Here is a 26,488-nt window from a genome sequence, read left to right as displayed (position 1 = left end):
GCAGTGGTCGGGCACCGGTGATGCCATGGTGGGTCGGTGGGTGTCGCGGAACTGCTGGTACTCGCGCAGCAGTCCGGGGAGCCGGTGCTGTACTCGCCGAGGATGTCGTCCGAGCGGCTCAGGCAGCGTGGTGGTACCGGTGCGGAGCTTGCGCTCGTCTTCCCGGTCCGGCTCCGGGGACCGCGGGACCGCACGGTCGCTCAGCTCGTCGGGGCAGGTCTGCGGTGGTGTTCGCACCTTGGCTCCCCGTGTCCCGATCAGACTCGGGTCCACCGCTGGTTGGCGCCGTCATGGCAGGTCCACACGATCACCGGCGTGTTGTTCGCCGTGCCGTTGTTGTCGACGTCGAGGCACAGCCCGTTCCGCGCGTTACTGATCGTGCCATTGCCGTTCAGGGTCCACTGCTGGTGCGTGCCGCCGTTGCAGGCCCACAACTGGACCCTCGTGCCCGCGGTGGCGTTGATCGGCGTCTCCAGGCACTTGCCGAGCAGTTGCAAGGTGTTGCCGGTGTGCGTGAACCGCTGGTTGGCGGCGCCGTGGCAGTCCCAGATCACCGGTTGGGTGCCGTCGGCGGTGGAGCTCTCGGGCGCGTCCACGCACCGGCCTGCCGATGCGCTGCGCAGCGCGAAGGCCGTGGGCAGCGGGATGTCGCCGCCGCCGCTCACCCGGAACACGGCCGTGCCGTGGGCGGGGACGCTCGCCGAGATCGCGCCCGTGGTCGTGGAGGTCGCCCCCGTCCAGAGGTCGCGCAGGGTGAAGGAGCTCCCGGTCTTGCCGATGGTGTTCGCGGTCGTCGAGATGGTCGTGGTGGTGTTGCCCTGGTTGAGCATGGCCACCGCCACGTCCCCGTCGGCCAACCGCTTGGCGAGCACGCGCCGGGTGCCGTCGAAGGAGACCTGGACGCCCTGCAGGCCGAGGGGGTCCTGGTTGACCGTGATCAAGTCGCTGTTGTTGAGGATGCTCAGGGTGGCCGAGGACGCGTTGCGCACGTCGTTGCCCGCGATCAGGGGCGCGGCCATGATCGCCCACATGGCGAAGTGGCTGCGCTGCTCGGTGTCGGTCATCCCGCCGTTGCCGACCTCCATCATGTCGGGGTCGTTGAAGCCACCGGGCTGGGCGTACGAGGCCAGCGGGACGGTCCAGTCGATGATGTTCTTGACGCCCATGAACGAGTTGCCGTCACTGCCGGTGTCCCACCGGTTGGTGATGTCCTCGGTGGTGCGCCACATGTTCGCGACGTCGCCCCAGTCGCGCAGCCTGCCGGTCTTGGCGTGGATGCTGTTGGGGTTGATGCTGTAGACGATCGGCCTGCCGGTGGCGGCCAGGGCGTCCCGCATCTTCGCGAAGTCCCTGACCTGGTCGTCGATCGTGCCCTGCGGCGAGCACCAGTCGTACTTGAGGAAGTCCACGCCCCACGCGGCGAACTGGCGCGCGTCCTGCACCTCGTGTCCCTTGCTCCCGGTGGCGCCGGGGAAGGCGTTGAAGTACTGCGCGCACGTCTCGGCCGCAGGCACCTGGTAGAGGCCGAACTTCAGGCCCTTGCCGTGCAGGTAGTCCCCGAGCGCCTTCATCCCGCTGGGGAAGCGGGTGGGGTGCGCGCGGAGGTTGCCCTGGGCGTCCCGGTCGGGGTCGAACCAGCAGTCGTCCACCACCACGTACCGGTAGCCCCGTGCGGCCATGCCGTTGGCGACCAAGGCGTCGGCGGTCTGCCGGATCAGCTGCTCGTTGATGTCGCAGCCGAACGTGTTCCACGTGTTCCAGCCCATCGGCGGCGTGCGGGCCACGCCGTTCTCCAGGGCCTGGGCCGGAGCCGCGGCGGTGGTCGTCACGGCGGCCGCACCCGCGACCACCAGGGCGGCGGCCGCCAACAGCGCGGCGAACCGCCCGCGGCGGGCGGAGGGGAGTAATCGAATCATGGCGTTCCTTCGTCGACGGGTCGTTCCGCGCTTCGCGTTCGTGGTCGTGAGCCGGAGCCCCCGCACTCGGTGCGGGGGCTCCGGGGTCGGTCAGCGTTGCAGCGTCAGCAGGCCGGGGCGGTAGGGGAGCTTGCCGTAGTCACCGCCGGAGCTCGGGTTGCGGCCCTGGTAGAGCAGTTGCAGGTTGCAGGGGTCGATGGTCTTGGTCTGGTCGGGGTTGGTGCGGATGAGGTCGCCGTGGCTGATGTCGTTGGTCCAGGTGGCGCCGCTGTTGGCCTTGCCCGCGAAGGGGTTGCTCTCGGTGGCGGCCTGCGGGGTCCAGGAGCCGCTGAGGCTGCTGGCGGTGAAGGACCGGAAGTAGCGGCCGTTCGCGCCGATGGCCTCGACGATCATCAGGTACTGGTTCTGGCCCTGGACCTTGTAGACCTCGGGCGCCTCGAACAGGTTGTTCGTCGTGTCGCTCATGATGGTCGTGTAGGAGGAGCCGAAGCTGCCGGGGAAGTTCCCGATGGGCATGACCTGGCGGTAGATCTTGCCGTTGTCACCGGCGAAGAACAGGTACATGTTCTGGCTGTCGCCGATGAGCGTCTGGTCGATGGGGCCCGTGCTGGAGCCGGTGATGCTCGCCGTGGACAGCACCTGCGGCGCCGACCACCCGTTCGGGTTGGTGGGATCGGTCGAGGTCCGGTAGCTGAACGCGGTTCCACCCCACTGGTAGGCGAGCACCCAGATGTTCTTCGGGGCGAAGTAGAGCAGCGTGGGCGCGACGGTGCCGGAGCTCATCGCGTTCTGGTTCGCCGTGGCCATGTCGGACCAGTTGGTGAAGGGGGTGAAGTTCATCGAGCCCCAACTGGTCCCGGTGTCGTGCGTGGTGGCGTAGACCAGGTGCTTGCCGTTGTGCACGACGTGGGTGAAGTCCTTGAGCGAGACCCACCCGGACCTCGGCTGCGCCAGCGGGCCCGCCGAGGACCAGCGGTAGCTCGACGGCAGCGAGCACGCACCGGGTTGGGAGGAAGTGGTCGTGGTCGTCGGCTGCGTGCCCATGCGGACGAGTTGCCACTGCTGGTTGGTGCCGCCCCAGTCGCTGTACTGGACGATGTTCGCTCCGTCGTCGGTGGCGGCGTTCTGGACTTCGACGGCCTTGCCGCTGTTGCGGTTGATCAGCCGGACGTGGCCGCCGTCGGAGTCGGCCAGGCGGAACTGCTGGTTGGTGGTGTTGTTGTCGGTCCACTGGACGATGGCGCCGCCGTCGGCGGTGGAGAAGTTGTGGACGTCCAGCACCTTGCCCGAGTGGCGGGACTTGAGGCGGTAGTAGCCGTCTCCGGAGTCGACGAACTGCCACTGCTGCTGGTTGCCGTCGTTGCGGGTCCACTGGGTGATCCGCGCGCCGTCGCTGGTGGCCAGGTTGTAGACGTCCAGCGCCTTGCCGCTGTTGCGGTTGACCAGCGTGTACCACGCGCTCGTGTCGACCGTCGCCGCCGAACTCGGTGTGCTGCCGAGTGCGACCATCACGGCGCTGACGAACGTGACGACGGCGGCTGCGGCGGCGCCGGTGGCCCGGCGCCGTCGAGGGGAGGATCGCTCTTTCATGGATGTGCTCCTTCTCTGTGGGTCAGCCGACGACGAGTAGCCACTGCTGGTTGGCGCCGCCCCAGTCGCCGTGCTGGACGATGTTGCCGCCGTCGCCGGTGGTCCCGCCCTACGGCGATGCCGGCGCACCGCGACACGGCCAGGCACGCGCGCGGGTGACGGCGGCACCGGAGTCGCGACCCTCCACCGCCCTTGCCGTGGTGCGTGTGACACCGGACGCGAGGTGGAGGCCGCGCTACGTGTTGCGCACCAGCCGCCAGCGGTTGTCCGCCGAACCGTTGTCGGAGTCCTGGACAGCCTGTGCGCCCTGGGCGGTGGAGCCGCCGAGGATGCCGAGCAGCTTGCCGCTGTGGACGTTGCGGATCTTGTGGGTGCCGTCGCCGTTGTCCACCAGGGTCCACTTGTGGTCGGCGGTGCCGGTGTCGGACCACTGGAGCACGCGGGCGTTGTCGGCGGTGGACATGTTCTCCACGCCGAGGACCTTGCCGCTGTGGACGTTGCGGAAACGCACGTTGGCCCCGTCGGGCAGCATCTGCCAGTCGTGGTCGGCGGTGCCGGTGTCGCCCCACTGCAGCGCCAGGCCGCCGTCGGCGGTCGACATGTCCCGGATGCCCAGGACCAGCCCGCTCGCGACGTTGACCAAGCGGTAGCTCCCGCCGTCCCCGTTGCCGCCCGCGCGCCAGTAGACGGTGTAGTTGTAACCGTGGGCGTCGTGGAACGGGCCGAGGTTCACGGTCGCGCCGTTGGCCCTCGCGGTGAACGCCAGGCTCGAAGTGCTGGTGCGGGTGATGGAGGCGACGTCGAGGGAGGGCAGCGCGCTCAGGGTGGTGTTGCCGTAGTTGCCTGCCAGCACCGCGGGTCCGTAGGTGATCGCGACGACGTCGGGGTTGTCGTTGGCGGGTTGCGCCGCGACCCGCATGGGCAGGCGGACGGTGACCGTGTCGCCGGAGGTCCACGACCGGGTGAGGCTCGCGTAGGTGCCCGGTGTCGTGGCGATGTCCTGTGCCGTGCCGTTGACGCTGACGGTCGCGCCGGTGGTCCAGGCGGGGATGCGCAGTCGCATCGTCCACGACCCGCCGACGTCGCCGGTCACGGTCAGCGTGGTGGTGTCGGATACCGGGTAGGTCGTGGTCTGCGTGACGGTGATGCCCCGCTGAGCCCAGGTCAGCACCGAGGGGGTGTAGAGGTTCACCGTCAGCGTGGTGCCGCTGTGGAAGTAGATCGAGTTCGCCAGCGAGGTGTTGACCTCCAGGGCGGTGCCCTGGCAGCACCAGAACGTGGTGTAGTCGGTGCTCCAGTTGCCGCCGCCCCAGGCGGGACCGGTGTTGCCGCGCCGGTGGCCGGGGTTGAGGCCGGTGAAGTAGCAGATGTGGCCGTGCGGGTCGGCCGTGTTCTGCTGGCCGAGCAGGTGGTTGAGCAGAGCGCGCTCGTAGAAGTCGAAGTAGGCGGCGCGGTTCGGGTCGAGCAGCCACAGCTCGCGGGTCAGCTTGAGCATGTTGTAGGTGTTGCACGCCTCGGCCGTGTCGGTGTTGAGGTAGGCGGCGATGGCGTTGGGCGCGCGGAAGTGCTCCGCCTGGCTGTTCCCGCCGATGACGTAGGTGTGCGCGGCCACGGTGATGTTCCAGGCGTTGGTCGCGATGTCGCGGTAGCGGGTGGTGCCGGTGGCCTTGTACTCGCGCGCCGCGCCGATCCACTTGGGCACCTGCGTGTTGGCGTGCAACCCGTTGAGCCGGTCCTGGTTGGCCGCCAGGGGGTCGAACACGGCGGCGTGGTCGAACCGCTGCGCCGTCGTCAGCCACCGGGCGTCGCCGGTCTGCTGGTACAGGTCGGTGAGCACCGCGTTCATGCCGCCGAACTCGGTGCCCAGCACCCGCTGCATCGTGCTGTAGGACAACCTCCCGGTGCGCCAGTCGACCCAGCCCGCGAACCGCAGCAGCACGTCACGTGCCTGCGTGTTGCCGATGTAGCGCCACACGTCCAGCAGGCCCGCCAGGGTCTTGTGCAGCGCGTAGTACGACACCGACTTGGGCGAACCCGCCTCCATCGCGTCGAAGTCGGACTCCGGGAACCCGGACAGGTACCCGGCGTTGAAGCCCGCCGCGGCGTTGTTGGCCTGGCACTCGGCCAGCTCGGCCACCATGTGGTCGGCCCGGTCCCGGCACGTCGCGTCGCCCAGCACGGCCCACGCCTGCGCCCAGGCGCTGAGGAAGTGCCCCTGGCTGTGGGTGCGGAAGGGGAAGTTCGGCGCCTCCCACCCGCCCAGCGCGGCCGCGCCCCGCGTCGGCAGGCGGTGGTTGGCGCGGAAGTTGTAGAGCAACCGGTCCACGTCGACGAAGCGCAGGTAGGACAGCGTCCGGTTCTGGTTCTCCAGCCAGCGGCCCGCGCTCAGGCGCACCTCCCCGAGGTCGAACGGGTAGGCGGACACGCCGAGGTCACTGCGGGCAGGCGGCACGGAGGCCGCCCTGGCGGTGCCCGGCGACAACCCCGCAACGGTGGTGGCCGCGGCGGCGACGCCGGTGGCTCGGAGGAGTGCGCGTCGGCTCATCGGTGAGGACGACATGTGACTACTCCCGGTGCTCGGAAGCCGGCCGCCATCGAGGTCGGCGGTCGGCGGGGTCGTCGGTTGGTGGCGTCGTCGGTTGGTGGTGTCGTGGGACAGCGGAAGGCCCAACTGGTCGCGAGCCGAGTCCACCTCGCGTGGAGCCTCCCGACGGGAGCGGGAGCCATCCTCGCCAGCGCACGTCAACGTCCACTGTGGACGAGATGTGGCAGCCCTGGGAAGCCTTGAGCGGTGACTCTCCGTCCCTGACGCTGGACTTTCGGTCAATGTAGCCACGGGAAAGACCGGTAGTCAACGGTTGCCCGGCGCGATCATGTGAACGCTCACTTAGCTCAACCTCGGTGTTGGCGAGCTCGAAGGTGGGGGGGACAACCGTTGCCACCCGGGAAATCCGCCGAAACTTACTCCATATGGCTCATTGGTTTCGAGTCGATTCGACGGTCATTATGTGAGCGTGAACATGAGCTAGCGTCCCCGCCTGGCCGATGTGGCGCGACAGGCCGACAGGTGTCACGAGCGCTTCTCGGACCGTCCCGCCGCCTGCTTCGGACCGGTCGCACCGGGCCGTCGCCCCGACCGCGCTCCCCGCGTCGATCAAGGCGAAGCGCGTTGGCGTGCGCTTGTGCTCACTCGGGACTGGGAGTGCTTCCAGCGCATCGGCATCCTCAACGAGGAGGGGCAACGTGGCCGTACCCGGCAATCCGCTGAGACCGAGGGGATCGTGCTGTTCGCGGCCTCCTGGACCGAGCACCCCACCCCGCCTCCCGGTGCGCGGAGGGGCGGTGCGATGCGACGGATCACCGCAGGGCGGCTCGCCGCGGTGGAGCACCCGTTGTTCACGCTCACAAGACAGGGTCCCCAGGTAGGTGCGACCGATGGTTCGAGCGAATCTCCACTCGAGGCGGAAGTCGTGATTGAACCGGCGATGCGTCTCCTACCTGCTGAAATGTGATTCAGCGTTCGATTGTTCGATGATCCTTCGACGACAGTTTCGACGACAGCGAGGCGGGAGTGGATGAGCGCTAACAATTCGCCGCGATGGCATGTTGGCTGTCCGTCGTCGGCGTGGCTGCAGCTGCTCGCAAGTCGGGGCCCCGCGACCCGGTACGGCACTCGCGGTGACCTCCTGTCGAAGGGGACGACCGTGCGACGTCGAAGGCGCCTGCTCGCCTGGGCCGTGGGCGTCGTATCGGTCCTGGCGCTGTTCCCGGACGCGGCCAGGGCCGACAACCCCGTCGTCCAGCACATCTACACCGCCGACCCGGCACCGATGGTCCACAACGGACGAATGTACGTCTACACCGGACGCGACGAGGACGGCTCGACCACGTTCACCATGCGCGAGTGGCGGGTTTTCTCCTCCACCGACATGGTGAACTGGACCGACCACGGCGTGCCGATGAACCTCGGCACCTTCGCGTGGGCCGACGCCAACGCCTGGGCGGGGCACACGATCGAGCGCAACGGCAAGTTCTACTGGTACGTCCCGGTCCGCCGCCGCGGTGGCGGGATGGCCATCGGCGTGGGCGTCTCGGACAGCCCCACCGGCCCGTTCCGCGACGCCATCGGCCGCCCGCTGGTGGAGAACGGCGAGATCGACCCGCACGCCTTCATCGACGACAGCGGCCAGGCCTACCTCTACTGGGGCAACCCGAACCTGTGGTACGTGCGGCTGAACGCCGACATGATCTCGTTCTCCGGCAGCCCGACCCGCATCCCGCTCACCACCGCCGGGTTCGGCACCCGCACCGGTCACCCGACCAGGACCACGCTGTACGAGGAAGCGCCCTGGGTCTACAAGCGCGACGGCCTGTACTACATGATCTTCGCGGCGCAGTGCTGCTCGGAGTTCATCGCCTACTCCACCGCCCCGAGCCCCACCGGGCCGTGGACCTATCGCGGCACGGTCATGCCGACCCAGGGTTCCAGCTTCACCAACCACCCAGGCATCGTGGACTTCAAGGGCGGTTCCTACTTCTTCTACCACAACGGCGCCCTGCCCGGCGGGGGCGGCTACACCCGGTCGGTGGCGATCGAGAAGTTCACCTACAACGGTGACGGCACCATTCCGGGGTTGACCATGACCAGCACGGGCCCCCCGCCTGCGGACTCGCTCAACCCCTACGTCCGCCAGGAGGCGGAGACCATCGCCTGGGGCTCGGGCATCGAAACCGAACCCGCCTCCGAGGGCGGCGTGAACATCGGCTCCCTCCAGAACGGCGACTACACCAAGGTCCGCAACGTCGCCTTCGGCGCGGGTGCCTCGTCATTCACCGCCCGCGTCGCCTCGGCCACCGCAGGCGGCACGATCGAGGTGCGCCTGGGCGGCGTCACCGGCACGGTCGTGGGCCGGTGCGCGGTCCCCAACACCGGCGGCTGGCAGACGTGGCGATCGGTGACCTGCCCCGTCAGCGGTGCCTCCGGCAACCAGGACGTGTTCCTGCGCTACACCGGTGGGAGCGGCTACCTGTTCAACGTGAACTGGTGGCAGTTCTCGGCCGCGCCGGGCGTCGTCCCCGACGACCGGACACCGGATTTCCTGCCACGGGGGTGAGACCTCGCCGTGGCAGGCGACAAGACCGCCACCGCCGGCCGAGGCAGATCGACCTGGCCACCCCGCTCATCCGGCTTTGCCGACAGGCCCCGGCTCGGATTCAGGTCCGGCGTTCGCGGGCCCGGCGCTTGCCCTCGTGCATGGCCTGCACGCGGGCGACGGGGATGGTGTGGCCCTCGGCGACCAGGTCGTCGGGCAGGGACTGGGGCGCGGGCATCCGCGCGGCCCACGGGTCCTGGCCGCCGAGCAGGTCCACGGCGGTGCGCACGGTGAAGTCGCGCGGCGAGACCGAGTCCAGGTCATCCCACGCCACCGGGAACGACACCGTCGTGCCCGGTCGCACCCGCGGGCTGTAGGCGGCGGCGACCGTGGCGCCGTGGGCGCGGGTGGAGTCCAGGAACACCTTGCCGTGCCGCTCCTCCAGGACGAACGCGGTGGTCGCCAGCTCCGGGTCCAGCCGCTCGGCCCGCGCCGCCAGCGCGCGGGTCGCCGCGGCCACGTCGTCGGCGTGCGCGTCGACCGGCACGAAGACGTGCAGCCCCTTGGCCCCGCTGGTCTTGACCACCCCGGTCAGCCCGTCGTCGGCCAGCGCCTGCCGCACCAGGCGGGCCGCGCCGACCACCGAGGAGAACCCGGCGCCCTCCGGGGGGTCGAGGTCGAGCACCAGGTGGGTGGGGCGGTCCAGCCGCCCGTCCAGCCCCAGCGTCACGTGGTACTCCACGGCCCGCTGGTTGGCCAGCCACAGCAGCGTGCGCCGGTCGTCGCACAGCGCGTAGGTGATCTCGCGCCGGGACCGCTCGGCCCACACCCGCGTCGTGCGCACCCAGTCCGGCGTGTACTTGGGCAGGTTCTTCTGCATGAACGGGGCCTGCCCGCGCAGCACCCGCACCACCGACAGCGGCCTGCCGCGCAGCTCGGGCACGATCCGGTCGCGCACCGCGTCGAGGTAGTCCACCAGGTCGCGCTTGGTCGCCCCGGCGCCGTCGAACAGCGGCTGGTCGAGGTTGGTCAGCGCCACGCCGTCCCGCTGCTCACCGCTCATGGCCCCACCCTCTCCACCGCGCCGCCGCGCGGCAAGTGGAGAATGCGGACGTGCACCAGGTGCGGGTGGGGTTGGTCGGTCTCGGGGTCATCGCGCGGACGCACCTGGAGGTGCTGGCCGAGCGCCCCGACGTGGCGCTGGAGTTCACCGCGGCCCCGGAGGGGGACCCGCTGGCCGGGGTCGCCCACCACCGCGACCTGGCCGCCGCGCTGGCCTCCCACGAGCCGGACCTGATCGTCATCGCCACCCCCACCGACACCCACGCCGAGCTGGCCGAGCTGGCGCTGACGCGGTCCGGCGCCCGGCTGCTGGTGGAGAAGCCGCTGGTGCACGACCTGGCACTGCTGGAGCGGCTGCGCGCGCTGGCCCCCGAGCGGGTGTTCACCGCGCACCACTTCGCCTTCTCCTCGGAGGTGCGCTGGGCCGCCGAGCAGCTGCGGCGGCACCCCGAGTGGGGGCCGGTCACGCGGATCACCTCGGCCTTCCACGACCCGTACGCGGTGCTCGGCGAGCGGGCCTTCGCCTCCTACGCCTCCAGCTGGACCGACTCCGGTGTCAACCAGCTGAGCATGATCGCCCGCTTCGTCGAGCTGGAGGCGCTGACCTCGCTGCGCGAGGACGACGGCGGCGCGACCTCGTGGGGCGCCGCCCGGTACCGCTCGCGCGGGCGCACCGGCACGGCCCGGCTGCGCACCAGCTGGCTGGCCGGGTCCAGCAGCAAGGAGACGGTGCTGGTGCTCGCCGAGTCGGGGGTGGAGCTGTGGCTGGACCACACCGCGCTGACCGGGTTCGCCGCGCGGGAGGGGGAGCTGCTGGCCACCTGCGACACCGACGGCCGCACCCCGCGCAAGATCGCCCACTACCGGCCGCTGTACGACAGCCTGCTCTCCGCCGCGCCGGACCCGGTGCTGGGCTTCGAGCTGACCGAGCGGATCACCGCCGTCCACCGCGCCCGGCCGTGACCACCCCGCACCGCGTCGGCAAGTACCACCCGACCCGTCCCCCGGGGCCGGTTTCCACTACCCGGCGCCCCCGACGCGGAGCGCTCACCGGGCGCGCGGCCCGAACCGCAGCCGCGCGTCCGTGACGGCCACGCTGACCAGCGGACGCGCGCCGGTCACCCACGCCAGCGGCCCGGACAACCGCCACGCCGCCCGCACCGGGCGCACCCTCCCGCTGACGCGCAACGGGGTGCGGACCAGCTCGCCGCCCAGCTCCTGCCACGTCGAGGCCCACGCGGGCGCGGGCACCCCGGAGGGCAGGCCCGCGCACCGCACCGAGGCCACGACCTCGCCATCCACCCGCGCGGACGCGGTGAAGTCCCCGGCCACCTCGAACTCCGCCATCTCCTTGGGGATGCCCCACAGCTCTCGCCCGCCCGCGCGGGAGGCGGCGCTGTCGACCCAGATGTGAGTGATCGACACCCCTGGGCGCGTGCCGCCGCGCACCGCGACCGCGGCCAGCAGCTCCCGGTAGGTCAGCACGCCGCCGGGCAGGTAGTCGACGAACGCGGTGGCCACCACGGCCCGCCCGCGCAGCGCCAGCGGCCGCACGCCCACCGGCAGCGCGGGCAGCCGGTCCCGGTCGACCGACCACAGCGACACGCAGGCCCGCGCCCGCAGGTTCCACGGTTCGGGCGGATAACCGTCCACTCGGGACTCCTCGCTCGCTGGTAGGCGCGGCCGGGGCCGTCCGCGTGCCGAACAGTCTGCGCCGCCCGACCGCCCTCGGCGAGTCCCCGGCGAAGGCGGACGCGCTCCACCGCCGGGTCACCGGGCGGGCCAGGACCCCGGCGGGGTCGACGGGGAGGCGGCGACGGCCGGGGTCCGCTATTCTGGGAACGCTCCCAGAAGGCTCCGTCCGCCGCCGGGGGCCGCTGGAGCTCCGATGTCGTCGATCAACGGAGATTTGGCGGTGTTCATGCTTTCCACCAGCGCAACCACCACCCGACGAGTGCTGACGGTGCTGGGCGCGACCCTCGCCCTGCTCACCACCCTGGTCACCGGCAGCGCCTCGGCCCACGGCGCGGTCAGCGACCCGCCCGCCCGCCACTACGACTGCTACCAGCGATGGGCGGCCAACTGGCAGTCGCCGGAGATGGCCACCCAGGACCCGATGTGCTACCAGGCGTGGAAGGCCGACCCCAACGCCATGTGGAACTGGAACGGCCTGTTCCGCGAGGGCGTCAAGGGCAACCACCAGGGCGCCATCCCCGACGGGCAGCTGTGCAGCGCGGGCCGCGCCCACAGCGGCCGCTACGCCGCCCTGGACACGCCCGGCAACTGGAAGACCGTGGACAAGCCGCGCAGCTTCCGGCTCAACCTGCACGACCAGTCCGCGCACGGCGCGGACTACATCCGCGTCTACGCCACCCGGCAGGGCTTCGACCCGACCACCCAGCGCCTGCGCTGGAGCGACCTGGAGCTGGTCGGCCAGACCGGCAAGATCTCCACCGGCCCCACCACCCCGGTCGAGGTCAACGCGGCGGGCCGCACCGGCCACCACGTCCTCTACACGGTGTGGCAGGCCAGCCACCTCGACCAGTCCTACTACTTCTGCAGCGACGTCAACTTCACCGGCTGACCACCGCGTCCCCGCCGCCGGGCAGCAGGCCCGGCGGCGGGCGGGGTGCTCACGCGGGGGAGGGGGACAGCAGCCCGACGATCCGCTCCGCCACCTCCGCGGGCCGCTCCAGCGGCAGCATGTGCCCCGCGTCGGGGACCACCGCGCACTCCCCGCCGACCGCGCGGGCCAGCGCCCTGGCGTTGGACTCGGGCACCAGCCGGTCCTCGTCGCCCACTATCGCGGCCACCGGCCGCTCCCCGGCCACGGTCAGCGCGGCCTCCCGGTCGTAGCGGTCGATCGCGGGCCGGAACAGCGCGACGGTCTCCGGCCAGTGCCGCCACACCATCTCCGCGGTCAGCTCCACGTCCTGCGGTCGCGGCTGGTCGCCGAACAGCCACCAGCGCAGCCCCGCGGTCTTGGCGGGCTCGATCCGCTCCCGCACCGCCCGCACCAGCGGCCCGAACGCCCGCTCCAGCTCGCGCACCAGCTTGCCCAGCGCCCTGGGCCAGGCCAGCGACGTCTCGGCCAAGTCGGTCGCCGCGGTGGACACGAACAGCACCCCGGCCACCCGCTGCCGGTACAGCCGGGGGCGGCGCTCGGCCATCGCCATGACCGCCATGCCGCCCATCGCGTGCCCCACCAGCACGACCCGCCCCGAGGGAACCAGCCGCTCCACCAGCTCGCCAAGGTCGTCGCCGAGCCGCTCGATCGTGGCGGTCTCCCCGGTGGCGGGGGAGGAGTCGCCGTGCCCGCGGTGGTCGTAGGCGACGACCCCGACGTCGGCGGGCAGCTCGGCCACGACGCGGTGCCAGCTGCGGTGGTCCAGCGCGTAGCCGTGCGCGAGCACCACGGTCACCTCGGCGTCCGGGGGACCGCCGCGCACCACGTTCAGCTCGGCGCCGTCCTCCAGCCGCACCCGTTCGGTCGCCATGCCGCTGCCCCTTCCGGCCGTCGTCGACTCCGCGATGACCAACGACGGCCGGGGCGATACGTCACGAGTTGCGCAGGAACCGCTCCAGCACCCGCACGCCGAACCGCAGCGCGTCGACCGGCACCCGCTCGTCCACCCCGTGGAACAGGCCGGAGAAGTCCAGGTCGGCGGGCAGCTTCAGCGGCGCGAACCCGAAGTTGCGGATGCCCAGCCGCTGGAAGGACTTGGCGTCGGTGCCACCGGAGAGCATGTAGGGCAGCACCTTCGCGCCGGGGTCCTCCGCGGAGATCGACGCCACCATCGCGTCCACCAGCGCCCCGTCGAAGGTCGTCTCCACCGGCGGCAGCCCGATCCACTCGCGCTCCACCTCCGGCCCCAGCAGCTCCGCCAGCTCCCGGTCGAACGCCTCCTCCCGGCCGGGCAGGATGCGGCAGTCCACGGTCGCCTCGGCCACCGACGGGATCACGTTGGCCTTGTAGCCGGCGGACAGCATCGTCGGGTTGGCCGTGTCGCGCAGCGTCGCGCCGATCATCCGCGACAGCGCGCCCAGCTTGCCCACCGCCCCCTCGATGTCGTCCTCGGGGAACTCCAGCCCGGTGATCTCCGAGACCCCGTCCAGGAACTCCCGCACCGACGGGGTGAGCACGATCGGGAAGCGGTGCTGGCCCAGCTTGGTCACCGCCGCGGCCAGCTTGGCCACCGCGTTGTCCCGGTGGATCATCGACCCGTGGCCCGCCGTGCCGCGCACCCGCAGCTTGAGCCACCGGATGCCCTTCTCCGCGGTCTCCACCAGGTAGGCGCGCACGTCGTCCTTGAGCGTGATGGAGAACCCGCCGACCTCGCTGATCGCCTCGGTGACGCCCTCGAACAGCTCCGGCCGGTTCTCCACCAGCCACTTGGCCCCGAACAGCCCGCCCGCTTCCTCGTCGGCCAGGAACGCGAACACGATGTCGCGCGGCGGCACGATCCCGTCCCGCTTGAACCGGCGGGCCACGGCCAGCGACATGGCGACCATGTCCTTCATGTCGACCGCGCCGCGCCCCCACACGTAGCCGTCCTGCACGGCGCCGGAGAACGGGTGCACCGACCACTCGGAGGCGTCCGCGGGCACCACGTCCAGGTGGCCGTGCACCAGCAGCGCGCCGCGCGACGGGTCGCCGCCCGCCAGCCGGGCGATGACGTTGCCCCGTCCCTTGGCCCCGGACTCGACGTAGGTGGTCTCGTAGCCCACCTCGGCCAGCTTCTCCGCGACCCACTCGGCCGCCGCGCGCTCGCCCACCACGGTCGCCGGGTCCCCGGTGTTGGTGGTGTCGATCCTGATCAGCTCGCTGGCCAGCGAGACGACCTCGTCCTGCGCCAGGTCCAACCCGTCACCCAAGTTCTCCACCAGCACTTCCTACCACTGGGCGCGGCCCGCGCGCGGACGAGTCCCACCGCCCGCCCGGCGCACCGCGACCGGGGACGGGCAGCTACTTGACCAACGCGGCGAGTAACCACGACAGTGGCTCAGACCACTCCAGGAGGTGTCGTTGACAGCCCAACTGGTCTCGATCCTGGTCCTCGCGGTGATCTTCCTGCTCGCCACCACCCTGCCGGTCAACATGGGCGCGCTGGCCTTCGCGGGGGCGTTCCTGGTCGGCACCCTCGCGGGCGGGATGGACGGCGACGCCATCTTCGCGGGCTTCCCCGGCGACATCTTCGTGGTGCTGGTCGGCGTGACCTACCTGTTCGCGCTGGCCAGGGCCAACGGCACCACCGACTGGCTGGTCGCGGCCGCGGTCCGCCTGGTCGGCGGGCGCACCGCGCTCATCCCGTGGGTGATGTTCGCCATCACCGCCGTGCTCACCGCCATCGGCGCGGTCAGCCCGGCGGCGGTGGCCATCGTCGCCCCCGTCGCCCTGGGCTTCGCCGCCCGGCACGGCATCAACCCCCTGCTCATGGGGGCCATGGTGGTGCACGGCGCCCAGGCGGGGGGCTTCTCGCCCATCAGCGTCTACGGCTCGATCGTCAACGGCATCGTCGAGCGCGACGGCATCCCCGGCAACCCGCTCGTGCTCTTCCTGGCCAGCCTGGTGGCCAACACCGCCATCGCCGCGGTCCTGCACGCCGTCCTGCGCCGTCGCGGCACCGCGCCGCAGGAACCGCCCCCCGAGCAGGCCGCCACCACCAAGCCGCGCCTGCCGGTCGTGGCCACCCTGACCGGTCTGGTGGCCCTGGTCCTCAGCACCCTGGTGCTCGACCTGGACGTGGGCCTGACCGCCATCACCCTCGCCGTGCTGCTCAGCATCGCCTGGCCCGCCACCAGCCGCCAGGCCGTCGCCGAGATCACCTGGCCCACCGTGCTGCTGATCTGCGGCGTCCTGACCTACGTCGGCGTGCTGCGGGAACTGGGCACCATCGACTACGCGGGCAACGCGGTCAGCGACGTCGGCATCCCCGTCCTCGCCGCGCTGCTGCTGTGCTACACCGGCGCCGTCGTCTCCGCCTTCGCCTCCTCCGTGGGCATCATGGGCGCCCTGATCCCGCTGGCCGTGCCGTTCCTGGCGCTGGGCACCGTGGGGCCGGTCGGCATGGTCGCGGCACTGGCCGTCTCCGCGACCGTGGTCGACGTCAGCCCGTTCAGCACCAACGGCGCGCTGGTGCTGGCCAACGCCAAGGACGTCGATCGCGACCGGTTCTTCAAGCAGCTGCTCGCCTACGGCGGCGTGGTCGTCGCGGTCGCGCCCCTGGTGATCTGGCTGGTCCTCGTCGTGCCCGACTTCGGCTGAGCCGCCCCGTCCTCAGAACGGCCACGTGGCGTCCCGCCCGGCCTCCAGCAGCGGGATCATCCGGAACGCCTGGTCGCCCAGGCCGCCGAAGGTGTGCCGGTTGCCGCCGCCCGACGCCGCGTGACCGAACCGGTACCCGGCGAGGTTCCACGTGTAGAGCGGTACGCTCGCGGGCAGGGCGCGGCCGACGTCGCCATAGGCGGCCTGCTCGTCGGTGAGGATCACGACCCGGTCGTGGCCGTCGAAGTGGCGCCGCACGGCGGCCTTGGTGCGCGTGCCGCTGCCGATGAAGTAGCCACCCTCCTTCCAGCGCTGCACAGCGCGCAGCAGCGACTCGCCCTTCGCCACGTCGAACGGCCTGGTGCTGTCCGAGAAGGACACCACCTCGCCGTGCTCGCAGCGCAGGCCCAGCGCGATGCCGAACACCGCGGCCGCGTCCCACCGCATCAGGCTGCCGTCCCTGGAGAAACGCGAGTCCATGGAGCCCGAGGTGTCGACCAGGATCAGCGTCCGCCCGCCGAGCGCGGGCACGTTGGGCAGCGAGTGGTCGATCGCCCGCTCCAGCGCCCACGCCCACCGCAACGACGGCACCGCCCGGTGCGCGGACAGGAACCGCATCGGCAGCTGTCGCGACCGCTGGACCCGCGCCGGATCGGCCAGCCGCGCCGCGACCTCGGCCGCCACCGCGTCCGAGACCCCGGCCTGGTCGAAGTTGCGCAGGTTGCGCAGCAGCGCCATGTTGTGCCGCTCGAAAAGTCATCGTCGCTGGTGGAGCGGGGTGTCACCGTGTTGAGATCATGTCTGGGTGATCGTGTCCCTGCTGTACAAGGTGACCCGGAGGTTGCTGTCCGTTCCGGCGGTCCTGTTGCGCGGCGAGGCGGCGAAGGAAGCCGAGCTGCTTGTGCTGCGGCACGAGAACGCGGTACTCCATCGGCAAGTCGCGGGCCCGGTCCGCTACGAGCCCGCGGATCGGTTCTGGTTCGCTGCCCTCTTCGGGCTGGTGGATCGTCGACGTTGGTCAGAGGTCTTTCCAGTCACGCCGGGCACCCTGCTCGCCTGGCACCGCAGATTTGTGGCTCGTTGGTGGGACTACTCCGCGCGTCGACGTACCGGACGTCCACCGACACGAGTCGCGACCAAGTCGCTCGCGCTGCGGCTCGCCAAGGAGAACCCCCCGATGGGGTCACCGGCGAATCCAGGGCGAACTGGCCCGCCTCGGCCATCACATCGCACCCTCGACCGTCTGGCGGATCCTGCATGACGCGGGCATCGACCCGGCACCACGCCGCTGCGGCCCGACCTGGCGGGAGTTCCTCACCGCCCAGGCCGACAGCATCATCGCGGCGGACTTCCTCCACCTCGACACCGTGCTCGGTCGAAGGCTCTACGCGCTGGTGTTCCTCGAACACGGCACCAGACGCCTGCACATCACCGGCGTCACCGCCCACCCGACACAGGCATGGACCGTGCAGCAAGCCAGGAACCTCGCCGCAGACCTCGACACGCGCATGGAATCTCTGCGCTTCCTACTACGCGGCCGCGACGGCAAGTACGGCCAGACCTTCGAGACCGTCTTCCACGCTGACGATCTCCACGTGATCAAGAGCGCACCGCAGGCGCCCCGGATGAACGCCTACTGCGAACGGGTCATCGGCACCATCAGACGCGAACTCCTCGACCACATCCTGATCACCGGCGAGAGCCACGCACGGCATGCCCTCAAGACCTACGAAGACCACTACAACCGATACCGACCCCACCAGGCCCGCGACCAACTACCACCCGAGACCCAGGAGCAACCTCCGCCAGTCCACGACCTCGACACCCACAGACTGCTTCGCACCCGCATCCTCGGCGGACTCATTAACGAATACAGACAAGCCGCCTGACCAGCAGCGATGACTTCTCGAGCGGCGCACGGTCGAGTTGCCCCGTCCGATCCTGCGGGCCGCATAAACACAAAACCACGGGTCCGATCTGATAAACTCAAGATCGAACCCGTGGGGTAAAACTGTGTCCGAGAGGTTTACCCGAACACGCAGGTGTGGGAAATTTCCCACTCCTCTCGAAGTGGAGTGGCTCATAACTGCAGCTTAGCAGTGGTTTGGAGCACCTTCGTAAGAGTGGGGAATTCCCCACTCTTACTTTCGTTCAGCGGAACAGAGTGTCACCGGTTCAAGTCGTCGAGCAGCAGTGCCAGGACCGCTTCTTCGTGCACCGCTACCCGGTGTTCGCGCATCGCCTCGGCCAGCCCGGGACTCCACGGTGTGTCCGGCATCGGGCCGCTGAGCGGGAGACGAGCCGAAACGACCGCATCGAGGTAGTCACCGGCCGCGTAACGCCAAGGCCGCACGCCCCGGTCGAACAGCCGCTTGGCGATCTGGATACCCGCGACATCGAAGTCGCCGTGGTACCTCACGGTGGCGCCATCGGCGATGAGCCGATCCAGCGCATGCAGTGCGACGGTGGCGGGGTTGCCGGAGGTGCACAGCAACGGCATCGACGTGCCCGCCCGTGCCGCTGCCTGGAGGACCTGGGGGTTCTCGCAAGCGAACACCTCCTGCCCGGCGACGACCCAAGGGCGGTTCGCGCCGGCGCGCCACTCCTGCGCCGTCACGTGGGTGACCAGACCGAGGTCGGCACGGGCGCGCATCATCACCGACCACGGGTCGTCGCCCGGCGGACGCACCGCCCACGTCAACAGGGTGCCCGACACCGCGTCGGGGCTGACTCCCACCGCGCTCCACAGATCTCGGCGAGCAGCGGCGGTCGCGGGGAAGGGCATCCCGGTCGCAGCGGCGACAGCCCGGAGGACCACGGCCGCGGTGACCTGCCCGTCATCCAACGCATGGGCGTCTGCGCAGACGGCGCCGGCCAGTTCGGCGAGTTCGAAGGTCGACTCGACGGGAACCGCGTCCGCCACGGCGCCTGGCGTGCGGGACGCCAGCGGCACGGTCCGAGCCAAGGTCCGCAACACCGCCATCGCTTGCCGGATCACGGTTTCCGCTTCGTCCCCCGCGCGGCTGAGGAGGCCCGTGCGACGCAACCCGTCCCGCCAGACGGGTATCCACGGCGCGGCGTCCAGTCCGGATTCGGCGACGGCGCGCTCCCAGAACGCCCATAGGTCGAGCTTCGTCACTTCGCGCGCCTTGCTCGCCGCCTTCCGGTCCACGAGGGGACCGCCGGTCAGTTCCGCGACCACGGTGACCAGTCCGTGGGCGATCGCCGAAGCCCTGAGCACGGCATCCAGCTCGGCCAAGCGGACCCTGTTCCGCCCTTGCGGCACAGTGCGGCCGAGCAGCCCGGACAGGTCTTCGGCGCCCTGGTAGTCCAAGTCCACGACGACGACTCCGGTCGCGGAGAGGCCGTTGCCCTCCAGTCGTTTGCGGATCAAACGCCACAACGGTTCCAGACCGGCCAGGTAGTCGCGGGCCGGTGCGGGGATGTGGTCGGCCACGGCTCAGTCCGTCGAGTGCAGGTAGTGCCGGTTGCGGCCGTCCCAGTGCACGTGGGTGGCGGCTGCCGCGGTTCCTTCGGCTCGGCGGATCTCGTAGACGTCGACACTGGGAACCTGCGGGTAGGCGCCCCACAGCGCGTGACCGGTCATGCAGAAGTCGACGTCCATGCGCACGAGAAGACCCATCAGCTCGGCGATGGTCCGGTCGTCGACCTTGGCGAAGGCGTCGTCGAGCAGGATCAGGCGCAGCGCGCTGCCCGTGTCCGGCAAGCCGGACAGGTATGCGTCCGCGGCGGCGAAGAGCGCGACGTAGGAGACGAACCTGGTCTCGCCTTGGGAGAGCTTCGCCCGTCGGCTGATCTTGCGGATCTGGCCGGGCTCTGGACCGGTGATCGACACCTCCACGCGGTGCCACTGCCGGTAGTCCAGCGCCGCGCGCAGGTGTTCGCCGTACCCCGCGTCGGCGTCGTGCTCGAACCGCTCGTCGACACGGTCCTTGAGCAGCCGGATGAGTTCGTCCGTGTGCTCCGCCGGGCGCACGGCGGCGCTGGCCGCGACCAGTTCGCGGATGCGTCCGATGGGGCTGTCCTTGGGCTCGACCAGTTCCCAGCGCAACCGCACGCCGATCCCGTGGCTGGTCCTGATGTTCGTGAGGCTGGTGTTCATCGCGCGCACCAGATCTTCTGCCTGCATCAGCCTGCGCCGGAGTTCCTCGCCCACGCCGCCGATGACGAAGTCGGTGAACACGCGGTGCTCGCGGTCGGTCAGCGCCGCTGCCGCACTGGCGGCTTGCTCGCGCAGCCGCGCCGCGGCGACGGCCACCGGCTGTCGGCCCACCGCGTCGGTGAGGTCCACCAACCACATGCCTTCTTCGTTGGTGGGCGTGAGGTCGAAGGTGTTGGCCAGGTTGCCGCCGACCGTGCGCAGCGAACGCATCAGGCCGTTGTCGTCGACCGCCTGCCCCTTGCGGTCCAGTACTTGCTGCACTGCAGCGACGAGCCGCTCCACTGCAGGACCCGTTGGCGCATCCGACGGCGTGCACAGCGCGAGCAGATCCGCTGCGGCGGTTCCCGCAGCGGCGTCCGCGATGCCGGGAAGGCTCACCTGCACCGTGAGCCGCGCCAGAGCCTCATGGGTGTGCACGACGGCGTTGTCGGCTTGGGTCTTCGTCGACGTCACAGATTGCTTCGCCTTGTCGACCTCCTTGTCCAGTCGGCGTTCCTCGGCGGACAAAGTGCCGACCAACGTGCGTACTCCGCGGTGTTCGGCTTCGGCCGCCTCCAGTTGCCTGGTCACCTCGTCGGCTTCGGCCCCCAGCGAGTCGCGGAGGGTGGTGAACTTCTCGTTTTCGCCGTGCCACACGGACCACGATTCCTGCGCGGCCGATTCAGCCTTCCGACGCAGGACCGAGGTGTTGCCGGCGGTCTCCACCGCCTCTTGGTGCTCAGTGCGGCGTCGCTGGACTGAGTCGAGCCGTTCAGCGAGAACCTGGCAGTTGTACTTGGCTGCGTTCGCGCCCGCTTTGACCTCGCCGAGCTGCGCCCGGTCGGCCGGAAGCCCCAAGCGGGCGCAGCTCTCCTCGTGGTCACGGCGATCAGCCGCCAACTGCTCTTGCTTCTGACGGGCAGTCTGGTGCGCCTCAGCCGCCGCCGCCTGCGATCTGACGGCTTCTGCCGCCGTGGAACGCGCAACACTCCGCGCGCGGAGCAGGTCGCTGGTGCGGGGCGCGGTGCGCACGTGCCGGTCCAGGTCCTGGGTGACCGTGCTCAACCGCTTCCGCTCGTCGTCGCGTTCGTCCGTCCGGCGAGCCAGTTCGTCGAGTTCTGCGGCGATGGCTTCGAGCCGCTCGGCCCTGGCCCGAGCGCGGGCGGCGGCCCCGATGAAGCGGGGGTGGTCGACGCGGTGCTTGCCACGCAGCGGGCCCGCGGCCCAACTCCCGTCCGCGTCGACCCACACGTGATGCCCTGGCCCGTAACCGATCCTGGCGAGGACCGAGGTGACGACCTGCTCGGGGAGCAGCCCGGCCGGGTCGGGCCGGAGCACGTCCCCGAGGGAACGGGGAGCGACTGCGGCCTCGACGGTCAGCAGGACCTCGCCGTCTTCGGCTCGCACGGAGCCGTCGCCGCCGACTGAGGCGGACAGCATCCCGGCTGCCATCAGCGCGGCCTCGACCCCGGCTCGTTCGTGGTCGGCCAGCTCGGCGGAGAACTCGACCAACCGCCACAGGGGCACCGCGCCAACGGGCGCGCCGCGCACCCACGGCGCGATGGGCGGCTCCGGGTCGCGTTGCGCGCGCAGCTCCGACTGCTCGGAGCGCAGCTCGCGCGCGGCTCTGTCGTCCGATCGTTCCTCCTGCTTCAACTCGGCGAGCCGGTCGGCGATGGCATCACGCGCGGGTGCGGCGGCGTCGGTTGCGACGTGCTCCAGGAGAGCGAGGTCGTCATCCGTGCGCTCGCCCACCATGGCGTCCGCATCGACCAGGAGCGGCCCTACCGCGGTGTCCCGCCAGGGAACGTCGCCGAGAAGCGTCCGGCTCTGCTCGCCGGAAGTCCACTTCCGCCAGTCGGCAGCCAACGTCCTCGCGGTCCCGTCGCGTTCATCCGCCGCGTCCTGAGCTCGCTCGGCGTCTTCGCTCGCGCGGATGCCGAGTCCCTCGGCGTGCTCCATCGCCTGCGCGACTTCTCGGACACGGGCGTCGAGCGCTGCGGCATCCTGCTCGCGCCTGCCGGCCTCACTGGCCCGCCGGTCCGCGGACCGGCCGGTGTCGCGGACCACCCGTACGACCTCGTTCAACTCATCCGGAATGACCACGAGCTGCCGGGGCGACGGCCGTTCGACCTCCTCCGCCGCGCCGTCCAGGGAGACCCGAACCGCCTCGCGGTCACCAGGCAGCGGTTCGACCGACGCTCGAACCGCAGCCGGCAACGCCGTGACCGGCAGCCGCGCTTCGACCAGCGCTTCGCGCGCTCGGGACAACGCCGTATTGACCCGTTCGACCTCGGCGCGAACGCTTTCGGCTGCTGTGTCTGCCGAGCGCACGGCCGCCGCCTCGTCCTCGCGACGACCGCGTGCCACCGCCAGGGCCGCAGACGCGGTGCCGGCCAGAGCCTCGACGCTCCTGCCGAGGATCCGGATGTCGAGACCGGCTCGGTAGGCGGGAAGTTCCTTGATGCCTTCGATGACGGATCGCAGCGTTTCCTCGCGCTCCTCAGCGGTGGCGAGTTTGCCGCACACGGTCGTGTGCTGGTCGACGAGTCCGGCGTGTGTGCGGATGGCCGTGTCGTGCTCTTTGGCGAGTCGGGTCTCCTCGGACGCAGCTTCGCGCGTCTTCTCCGCCGTGGCGAACAACGTGCCCGCTGTGTACCTCCGGTAGACGTCCAGGAAGGCGTCGATCTGCTCGACCGCCGACAGCAGGCGTCGTTGCTCCTCCCTGGAGTCCGACAGGGCGTCCAGGCGCTCACCCGCTTCGCGCAATGTCACCTCCGACAGCGGGGGCAGCGCGTCGGACAGGATCCTGGGCAGGTTGCCCTCGTCGATGCGGTTGCCCATGTCCGGCGCGCGCAGGGTGTGCAGCAGCTGGAGGAGACCCGCGTACCGCTCCTTGCCACTCGTTCCCGTCAGGCCGAAGACGTGGGCCGCGATCCGTTCGCGATGGGTGTCGGGCTTGTCGGTGATCCGGTCCGCGCCGATCGCCTGCCCCAGGTGGTCGCGGGACAACGGCTGCCGCCGCTCGTCCATCAGGTGCAGGTCGATGCCGACCCGCAACGGCGTGGTGAAGTACCACGCCTTGGCCTCGCTGGTGCTGGTGGAGAAGCGCACGAGCGCTCCGACGGTCAGGTGCTCCTCCGCTGCGCCGGTGTCGCGGCTCAACTCCAGCCAGAGGTAGCCCAGGCGGTTGGTCTGCCCCTGCGCGCCGTGGCGCATCAGGTCCTCCAAGCGGACCTTGCCCGAACCCGTGGCGTCCATCTTGCGGCGATCGGCGTCCAGCAGGAAGGGCAGCAGCATCTCCAGCGCGCGGCTCTTCCCGGAACCGTTGGTCCCGCGCAGGATCATGCGTCCGCCGGCGAACCGGAAGACCGTGTCGTAGTAGTGCCAGACGTTGACGATGCCCGCTCGTGCCAACCGCCAGCGATTCGGGTGGTGCTTGGGCTGCGCGGGGGCCAAGGTCTCCACACCGGGCGATTCGGTCACGTGATCTCCATGAACTCGGGCGGTTCAACCGAACAAGGTCGGCGTTTGCTGGTCGCCGATCCTGCGCATCGCGCGCGTGCGCGCCGGGGCGCGGTGGGGCTCCGGTCGGTACCGGGCGGCGGCCGGGTGCAGGACCAACCCGTCCTCGTCGGCGACCACGATGCTCACCGATTCCAGCAGCAGCACCGCTTCCTGCATGAGCGATGACGGCTTCTCGACGTAGCCTTTCGCGAATGCGCTGCCGTATTGCTCGATGATGAGGTCGATGTTCGCTTCAACGGCGCTCCACGGGACGCGGACACCGGGCACGGTACGACCCGCGATGGTCGCGGTGTGTCCTGCCGCTGGTCTTGAATCGTCGTTGAGGGCGTTGACCAGCAGGAGGGCTGCGTGTGCGACGGTCCCGGAGCCGGGGAATGCGACGTCGCTGATCGCCTCTTCGGGGTCGTAGGCGAGGACGCCTTCGGACCGCGCTTCGAGGACCAGGCCGAACGACTCGTCGAGCATACGGGCCACCTCTCGCCGCTCGCGGGACAGCACGTCCCGCTCGGCTTCGGTGAGGTCCTCGCGGCGTACCAGCGGGTTCTCCACCAGCTTGCGCCGGAGGCTGCGGCGCGGTTGTTCCGGCTCCAGCGGATCGGCCTGCGCGCCGTCGAGCAGGGCGACGGGCGAGTCGAACCCGGACAGCGCCCTGGACAGCAGGTGGGGGAGCAGGGGGCGGTGGATGTCGAGCAGAGCTTCCTCCTGGCGCGTCTCCCACCCCGCCACGGAGCCATCGGTTTCCGTGAGCACGCCCCAGTCGATCAGCATGTCCACGGCCCGCACGAGGTCACGCGACGCACCGAGGTCGTCGTTCAGCGCTATCCCCGCCGTCACCGCGTCCGCGCGGACCTGCTCGACCAGGGCGCTCATGAGCACCTGGTCGCTGGTGTGCGGCGCAAGCAGGCTCGCGCACACCAGCGCCAGGTAGGAGTACGTGCGGGCGGTGAACCGCTTGTCGTTGCGCGTGAGCGCGGGCCGGGGAACGGTGTCGGCGCTCAGCGGTGCCTTGAGCAGGCGTGCGAAGGTCGACTCGACGACGAGCTGGTACCCGAGCACCGTGGTGAACATGCGCTTGAGCTGCGGTGAGTGCTTGCGTACGAGAGCCAGCTGTTCGGGGTGCCGCGCGGCGGTGAGCACCGGCTGCATCAACAGCGCCCTCGCTGCGAGCCTGCGTTCGTGCGCCTTGTGCTCCTCGGTGCCGGTGGACCCCTGGCTCACGCGGTCCTCCCGGCTCGGCCTGTGCCCTCGGTGGCGTACCTCCGCGCGACCAAGCGGAGTTCGTGCACCACCAGGTCCCCATCCTCGGAGTGGACCAGGGTTCGGGCACCGGGTGCGGTTTCGGCGACGATCTCCAGGTCCAGGTCGGTGTCGGCCTCGAAGGCGATGCCGGGGTGGTCCTGGTTCTTGGCGAGCAACGCTCCCAGCAAGGCGAGGAGCAGTTCCCTGGCCGCGGGGCTGACCCTGGCACCGTCCAGCGCGCCCGCGGCGACCAGCTCATCAGCGGCGACCCGTCGGGCTCTTGCCTCGACCTCCGCCTCGTGCAGGAGCCGCTCCTGGTCCAGTCCGGGATCGGGCACCGACGAGGTCCGCCCGCGGGCCGCGCGGTCACCGCGATCACGCAGGCTGACCGGCACGTCGATGGGAGTGGCATCCCACCACGAGGTGTTCACCCCGTCCCGGACGCCTTGCTCTTCCGGGCCGAAGAACAGGTGGCGGGCCGGGTAGGAGCCGAACGTCGCCGCGTAGAGCCGGTGGGCGGTGTCGTCGTCCACCTTGTCGAACCAGGACGCCAAGGCGAGCAGGTCCGCTCGCCTGCTGACACCCGTGCCCGCCGCCGCGAGCATCCGCCTGGCGTTGGTCAACAGCTGGCGCAGCGCCTGGTCCGCCGCCGTGCGCAGCGTTTCCGGACCCGAACGCCCGTCCGCCTCGTGGTACCAGGCGTGCAGGCGTTCCCAGTCCTCGCGGTGGCGACCGGGCAGCCGGTCGGCTGGCGTGCCGTCGGGCATGATCAGCACCGGCAGGCTGTCCAGCACCTGCACGACCCGGTCGAACAGCGGACGAAGTCGGTCGCAGCGCGTGGCGATCACCGGGGCGTGGCGCGACACGTCGGCCGTGATCAGGTCGACGTAGTCGAGCAGCAACTCCTTGAAGTGCTGGTATTCCTCCCCGGCCAGGTCGTAGCGGGAAAGCACCGCGTTGAGGTAGGCGTAGAAGTCGCGGACGCTCTCGTTGAACAACCGCTGGTTGTTGAACACGGTGGTCACGTCACCGGCCAGCGCCTCGGCATCCGGGTCCGGCTCGCCGACGCGCGTGATGATGCGGTCGAGGACGAGGACGGTGGCGCCGAGCAGTTCGCGTGCCACCTCCTGCGCCCCTTCACCGGCCGCGAGGACCGCCTCGGCGTCCCGGTGCACCCTGCCGCCCAGCTTCGAGGCCTGGAAGCGGCTGCGCGACCTGAGGAAGTCCCGAACCGTGGGTACGCGGGCATCGCGCACGCCGCGAACGAGGTTGCCCCACCCTTCGAGCTTCTCGCACCGGTCGGTCACCTCGTCCACGGACAGCGCGACGCCGCGCTCGGCGAGCTGCTGCGCCACCTCCGCCGCGGACAGGTCGGCCAGCAGGGGACCGGCGAAGATGTCCATGATCGATCGGTACTCGAACGCCGAAGACGTGGTCAGGTAGCTGAACAACTTCTCCCGACCTGCGGGTTCCCCCGGATCGTCACCGCCGACTCGCATCGTGTGCGCCCTCCTCGAAAGGACATCGCTTCGCGCGCAGCTCCTATAACTCGACACCGCGGCGGGCCCGTTCATCCGGAGAACGCCTACTTGTCACCCGTTCTAGTGAATTCGCCAGCATGCCAGCGCGCGCA

17 protein-coding genes are annotated in these 26,488 nt (G+C 70.6%); 5 read left to right on the top strand and 12 right to left on the bottom strand.

The window, feature by feature from the left end; translation table 11 throughout:
• Positions 1–257: 257 nt before the first annotated feature.
• The 3 genes from JOF41_RS18485 to JOF41_RS18475 all read right to left on the bottom strand — a co-directional run bounded on the left by JOF41_RS18485 (position 258) and on the right by JOF41_RS18475 (position 6,051).
• Positions 258–1,916 carry a glycoside hydrolase family 27 protein gene (locus JOF41_RS18485; protein WP_209620736.1) on the bottom strand — a complete coding sequence of 553 codons (1,659 nt, stop codon included), beginning with the start codon at positions 1,914–1,916 and terminating at the stop codon, positions 258–260.
• 90 nt (positions 1,917–2,006) lie between these two features.
• Positions 2,007–3,506 carry a non-reducing end alpha-L-arabinofuranosidase family hydrolase gene (locus tag JOF41_RS18480; RefSeq protein WP_209620733.1) on the bottom strand — a complete coding sequence of 500 codons (1,500 nt, stop codon included), beginning with the start codon at positions 3,504–3,506 and terminating at the stop codon, positions 2,007–2,009.
• A gap of 235 nt (positions 3,507–3,741) precedes the next feature.
• Entirely contained in the window at positions 3,742–6,051 is a 2,310-nt protein-coding gene (locus tag JOF41_RS18475; RefSeq protein WP_244989626.1) for a beta-L-arabinofuranosidase domain-containing protein, read from the bottom strand.
• A gap of 1,159 nt (positions 6,052–7,210) precedes the next feature.
• Here JOF41_RS18475 and JOF41_RS18470 point away from each other — a divergent pair.
• Positions 7,211–8,620 (top strand): glycoside hydrolase family 43 protein, encoded by a 1,410-nt coding sequence (locus JOF41_RS18470; RefSeq protein ID WP_209620726.1) that lies wholly within the window; start codon positions 7,211–7,213, stop codon positions 8,618–8,620.
• Between the two features lie 100 nt (positions 8,621–8,720).
• Here the strand turns inward: JOF41_RS18470 and JOF41_RS18465 are convergent, their stop codons facing one another.
• A complete protein-coding gene (locus tag JOF41_RS18465) occupies positions 8,721–9,662 on the bottom strand; it encodes a DNA polymerase domain-containing protein (RefSeq protein WP_209620723.1) in 942 nt (313 codons plus the stop codon).
• A 50-nt stretch (positions 9,663–9,712) separates the two neighbouring features.
• Between JOF41_RS18465 and JOF41_RS18460 the strand changes: the two genes are divergently transcribed.
• Positions 9,713–10,624 carry a Gfo/Idh/MocA family protein gene (locus tag JOF41_RS18460; protein ID WP_209620720.1) on the top strand — a complete coding sequence of 304 codons (912 nt, stop codon included), beginning with the start codon at positions 9,713–9,715 and terminating at the stop codon, positions 10,622–10,624.
• 84 nt (positions 10,625–10,708) lie between these two features.
• Here JOF41_RS18460 and JOF41_RS18455 read toward each other — a convergent pair whose 3' ends face one another.
• Positions 10,709–11,314 (bottom strand): acetoacetate decarboxylase family protein, encoded by a 606-nt coding sequence (locus JOF41_RS18455; RefSeq protein WP_209620717.1) that lies wholly within the window; start codon positions 11,312–11,314, stop codon positions 10,709–10,711.
• A gap of 235 nt (positions 11,315–11,549) precedes the next feature.
• Between JOF41_RS18455 and JOF41_RS18450 the strand changes: the two genes are divergently transcribed.
• On the top strand, positions 11,550–12,245 hold the full coding sequence (locus JOF41_RS18450) for a lytic polysaccharide monooxygenase auxiliary activity family 9 protein (RefSeq protein WP_229795960.1): 696 nt from the start codon (positions 11,550–11,552) through the stop codon (positions 12,243–12,245).
• A gap of 49 nt (positions 12,246–12,294) precedes the next feature.
• Here JOF41_RS18450 and JOF41_RS18445 read toward each other — a convergent pair whose 3' ends face one another.
• Entirely contained in the window at positions 12,295–13,158 is an 864-nt protein-coding gene (locus JOF41_RS18445) for an alpha/beta fold hydrolase (protein WP_189225027.1), read from the bottom strand.
• A gap of 61 nt (positions 13,159–13,219) precedes the next feature.
• Positions 13,220–14,545: a M20/M25/M40 family metallo-hydrolase gene (locus JOF41_RS18440; protein WP_189225028.1), complete on the bottom strand. Its 1,326-nt coding sequence runs from the start codon at positions 14,543–14,545 to the stop codon at positions 13,220–13,222.
• A 142-nt stretch (positions 14,546–14,687) separates the two neighbouring features.
• Between JOF41_RS18440 and JOF41_RS18435 the strand changes: the two genes are divergently transcribed.
• Positions 14,688–15,926, top strand: a complete 1,239-nt coding sequence (locus JOF41_RS18435) for an SLC13 family permease (RefSeq protein ID WP_209620714.1) — start codon at positions 14,688–14,690, stop codon at positions 15,924–15,926.
• Between the two features lie 12 nt (positions 15,927–15,938).
• Here JOF41_RS18435 and JOF41_RS18430 read toward each other — a convergent pair whose 3' ends face one another.
• Positions 15,939–16,664, bottom strand: a complete 726-nt coding sequence (locus JOF41_RS18430; RefSeq protein ID WP_209620711.1) for a TROVE domain-containing protein — start codon at positions 16,662–16,664, stop codon at positions 15,939–15,941.
• A 332-nt stretch (positions 16,665–16,996) separates the two neighbouring features.
• Between JOF41_RS18430 and JOF41_RS18425 the strand changes: the two genes are divergently transcribed.
• Complete coding sequence (locus JOF41_RS18425; protein ID WP_244989625.1) at positions 16,997–17,815, top strand: integrase core domain-containing protein; 819 nt, start codon at positions 16,997–16,999, stop codon at positions 17,813–17,815.
• A gap of 278 nt (positions 17,816–18,093) precedes the next feature.
• Here JOF41_RS18425 and JOF41_RS18420 read toward each other — a convergent pair whose 3' ends face one another.
• Genes JOF41_RS18420 through JOF41_RS18405 form a run of 4 tightly spaced genes read right to left on the bottom strand, consistent with a single transcriptional unit; the run spans position 18,094 to position 26,354 of the window.
• Positions 18,094–19,383: a TIGR02679 family protein gene (locus JOF41_RS18420; protein WP_209620709.1), complete on the bottom strand. Its 1,290-nt coding sequence runs from the start codon at positions 19,381–19,383 to the stop codon at positions 18,094–18,096.
• A gap of 3 nt (positions 19,384–19,386) precedes the next feature.
• Positions 19,387–23,574, bottom strand: a complete 4,188-nt coding sequence (locus tag JOF41_RS18415) for a TIGR02680 family protein (protein ID WP_209620706.1) — start codon at positions 23,572–23,574, stop codon at positions 19,387–19,389.
• A gap of 24 nt (positions 23,575–23,598) precedes the next feature.
• A complete protein-coding gene (locus JOF41_RS18410; protein WP_209620703.1) occupies positions 23,599–24,834 on the bottom strand; it encodes a TIGR02678 family protein in 1,236 nt (411 codons plus the stop codon).
• Positions 24,831–26,354 carry a DUF2397 domain-containing protein gene (locus JOF41_RS18405; RefSeq protein WP_209620701.1) on the bottom strand — a complete coding sequence of 508 codons (1,524 nt, stop codon included), beginning with the start codon at positions 26,352–26,354 and terminating at the stop codon, positions 24,831–24,833. Before JOF41_RS18405 ends, JOF41_RS18410 begins: the two co-directional genes overlap by 4 nt.
• Between the last annotated feature and the right edge of the window lie 134 nt (positions 26,355–26,488).

Origin of the sequence: Saccharothrix coeruleofusca (assembly GCF_017876325.1) — a bacterium.
Lineage (GTDB): Bacteria > Actinomycetota > Actinomycetes > Mycobacteriales > Pseudonocardiaceae > Actinosynnema > Actinosynnema coeruleofuscum.
The sequence above is the reverse complement of the archived record's forward strand: the minus strand, read 5'-3'. Positions and strand labels throughout refer to the sequence as shown.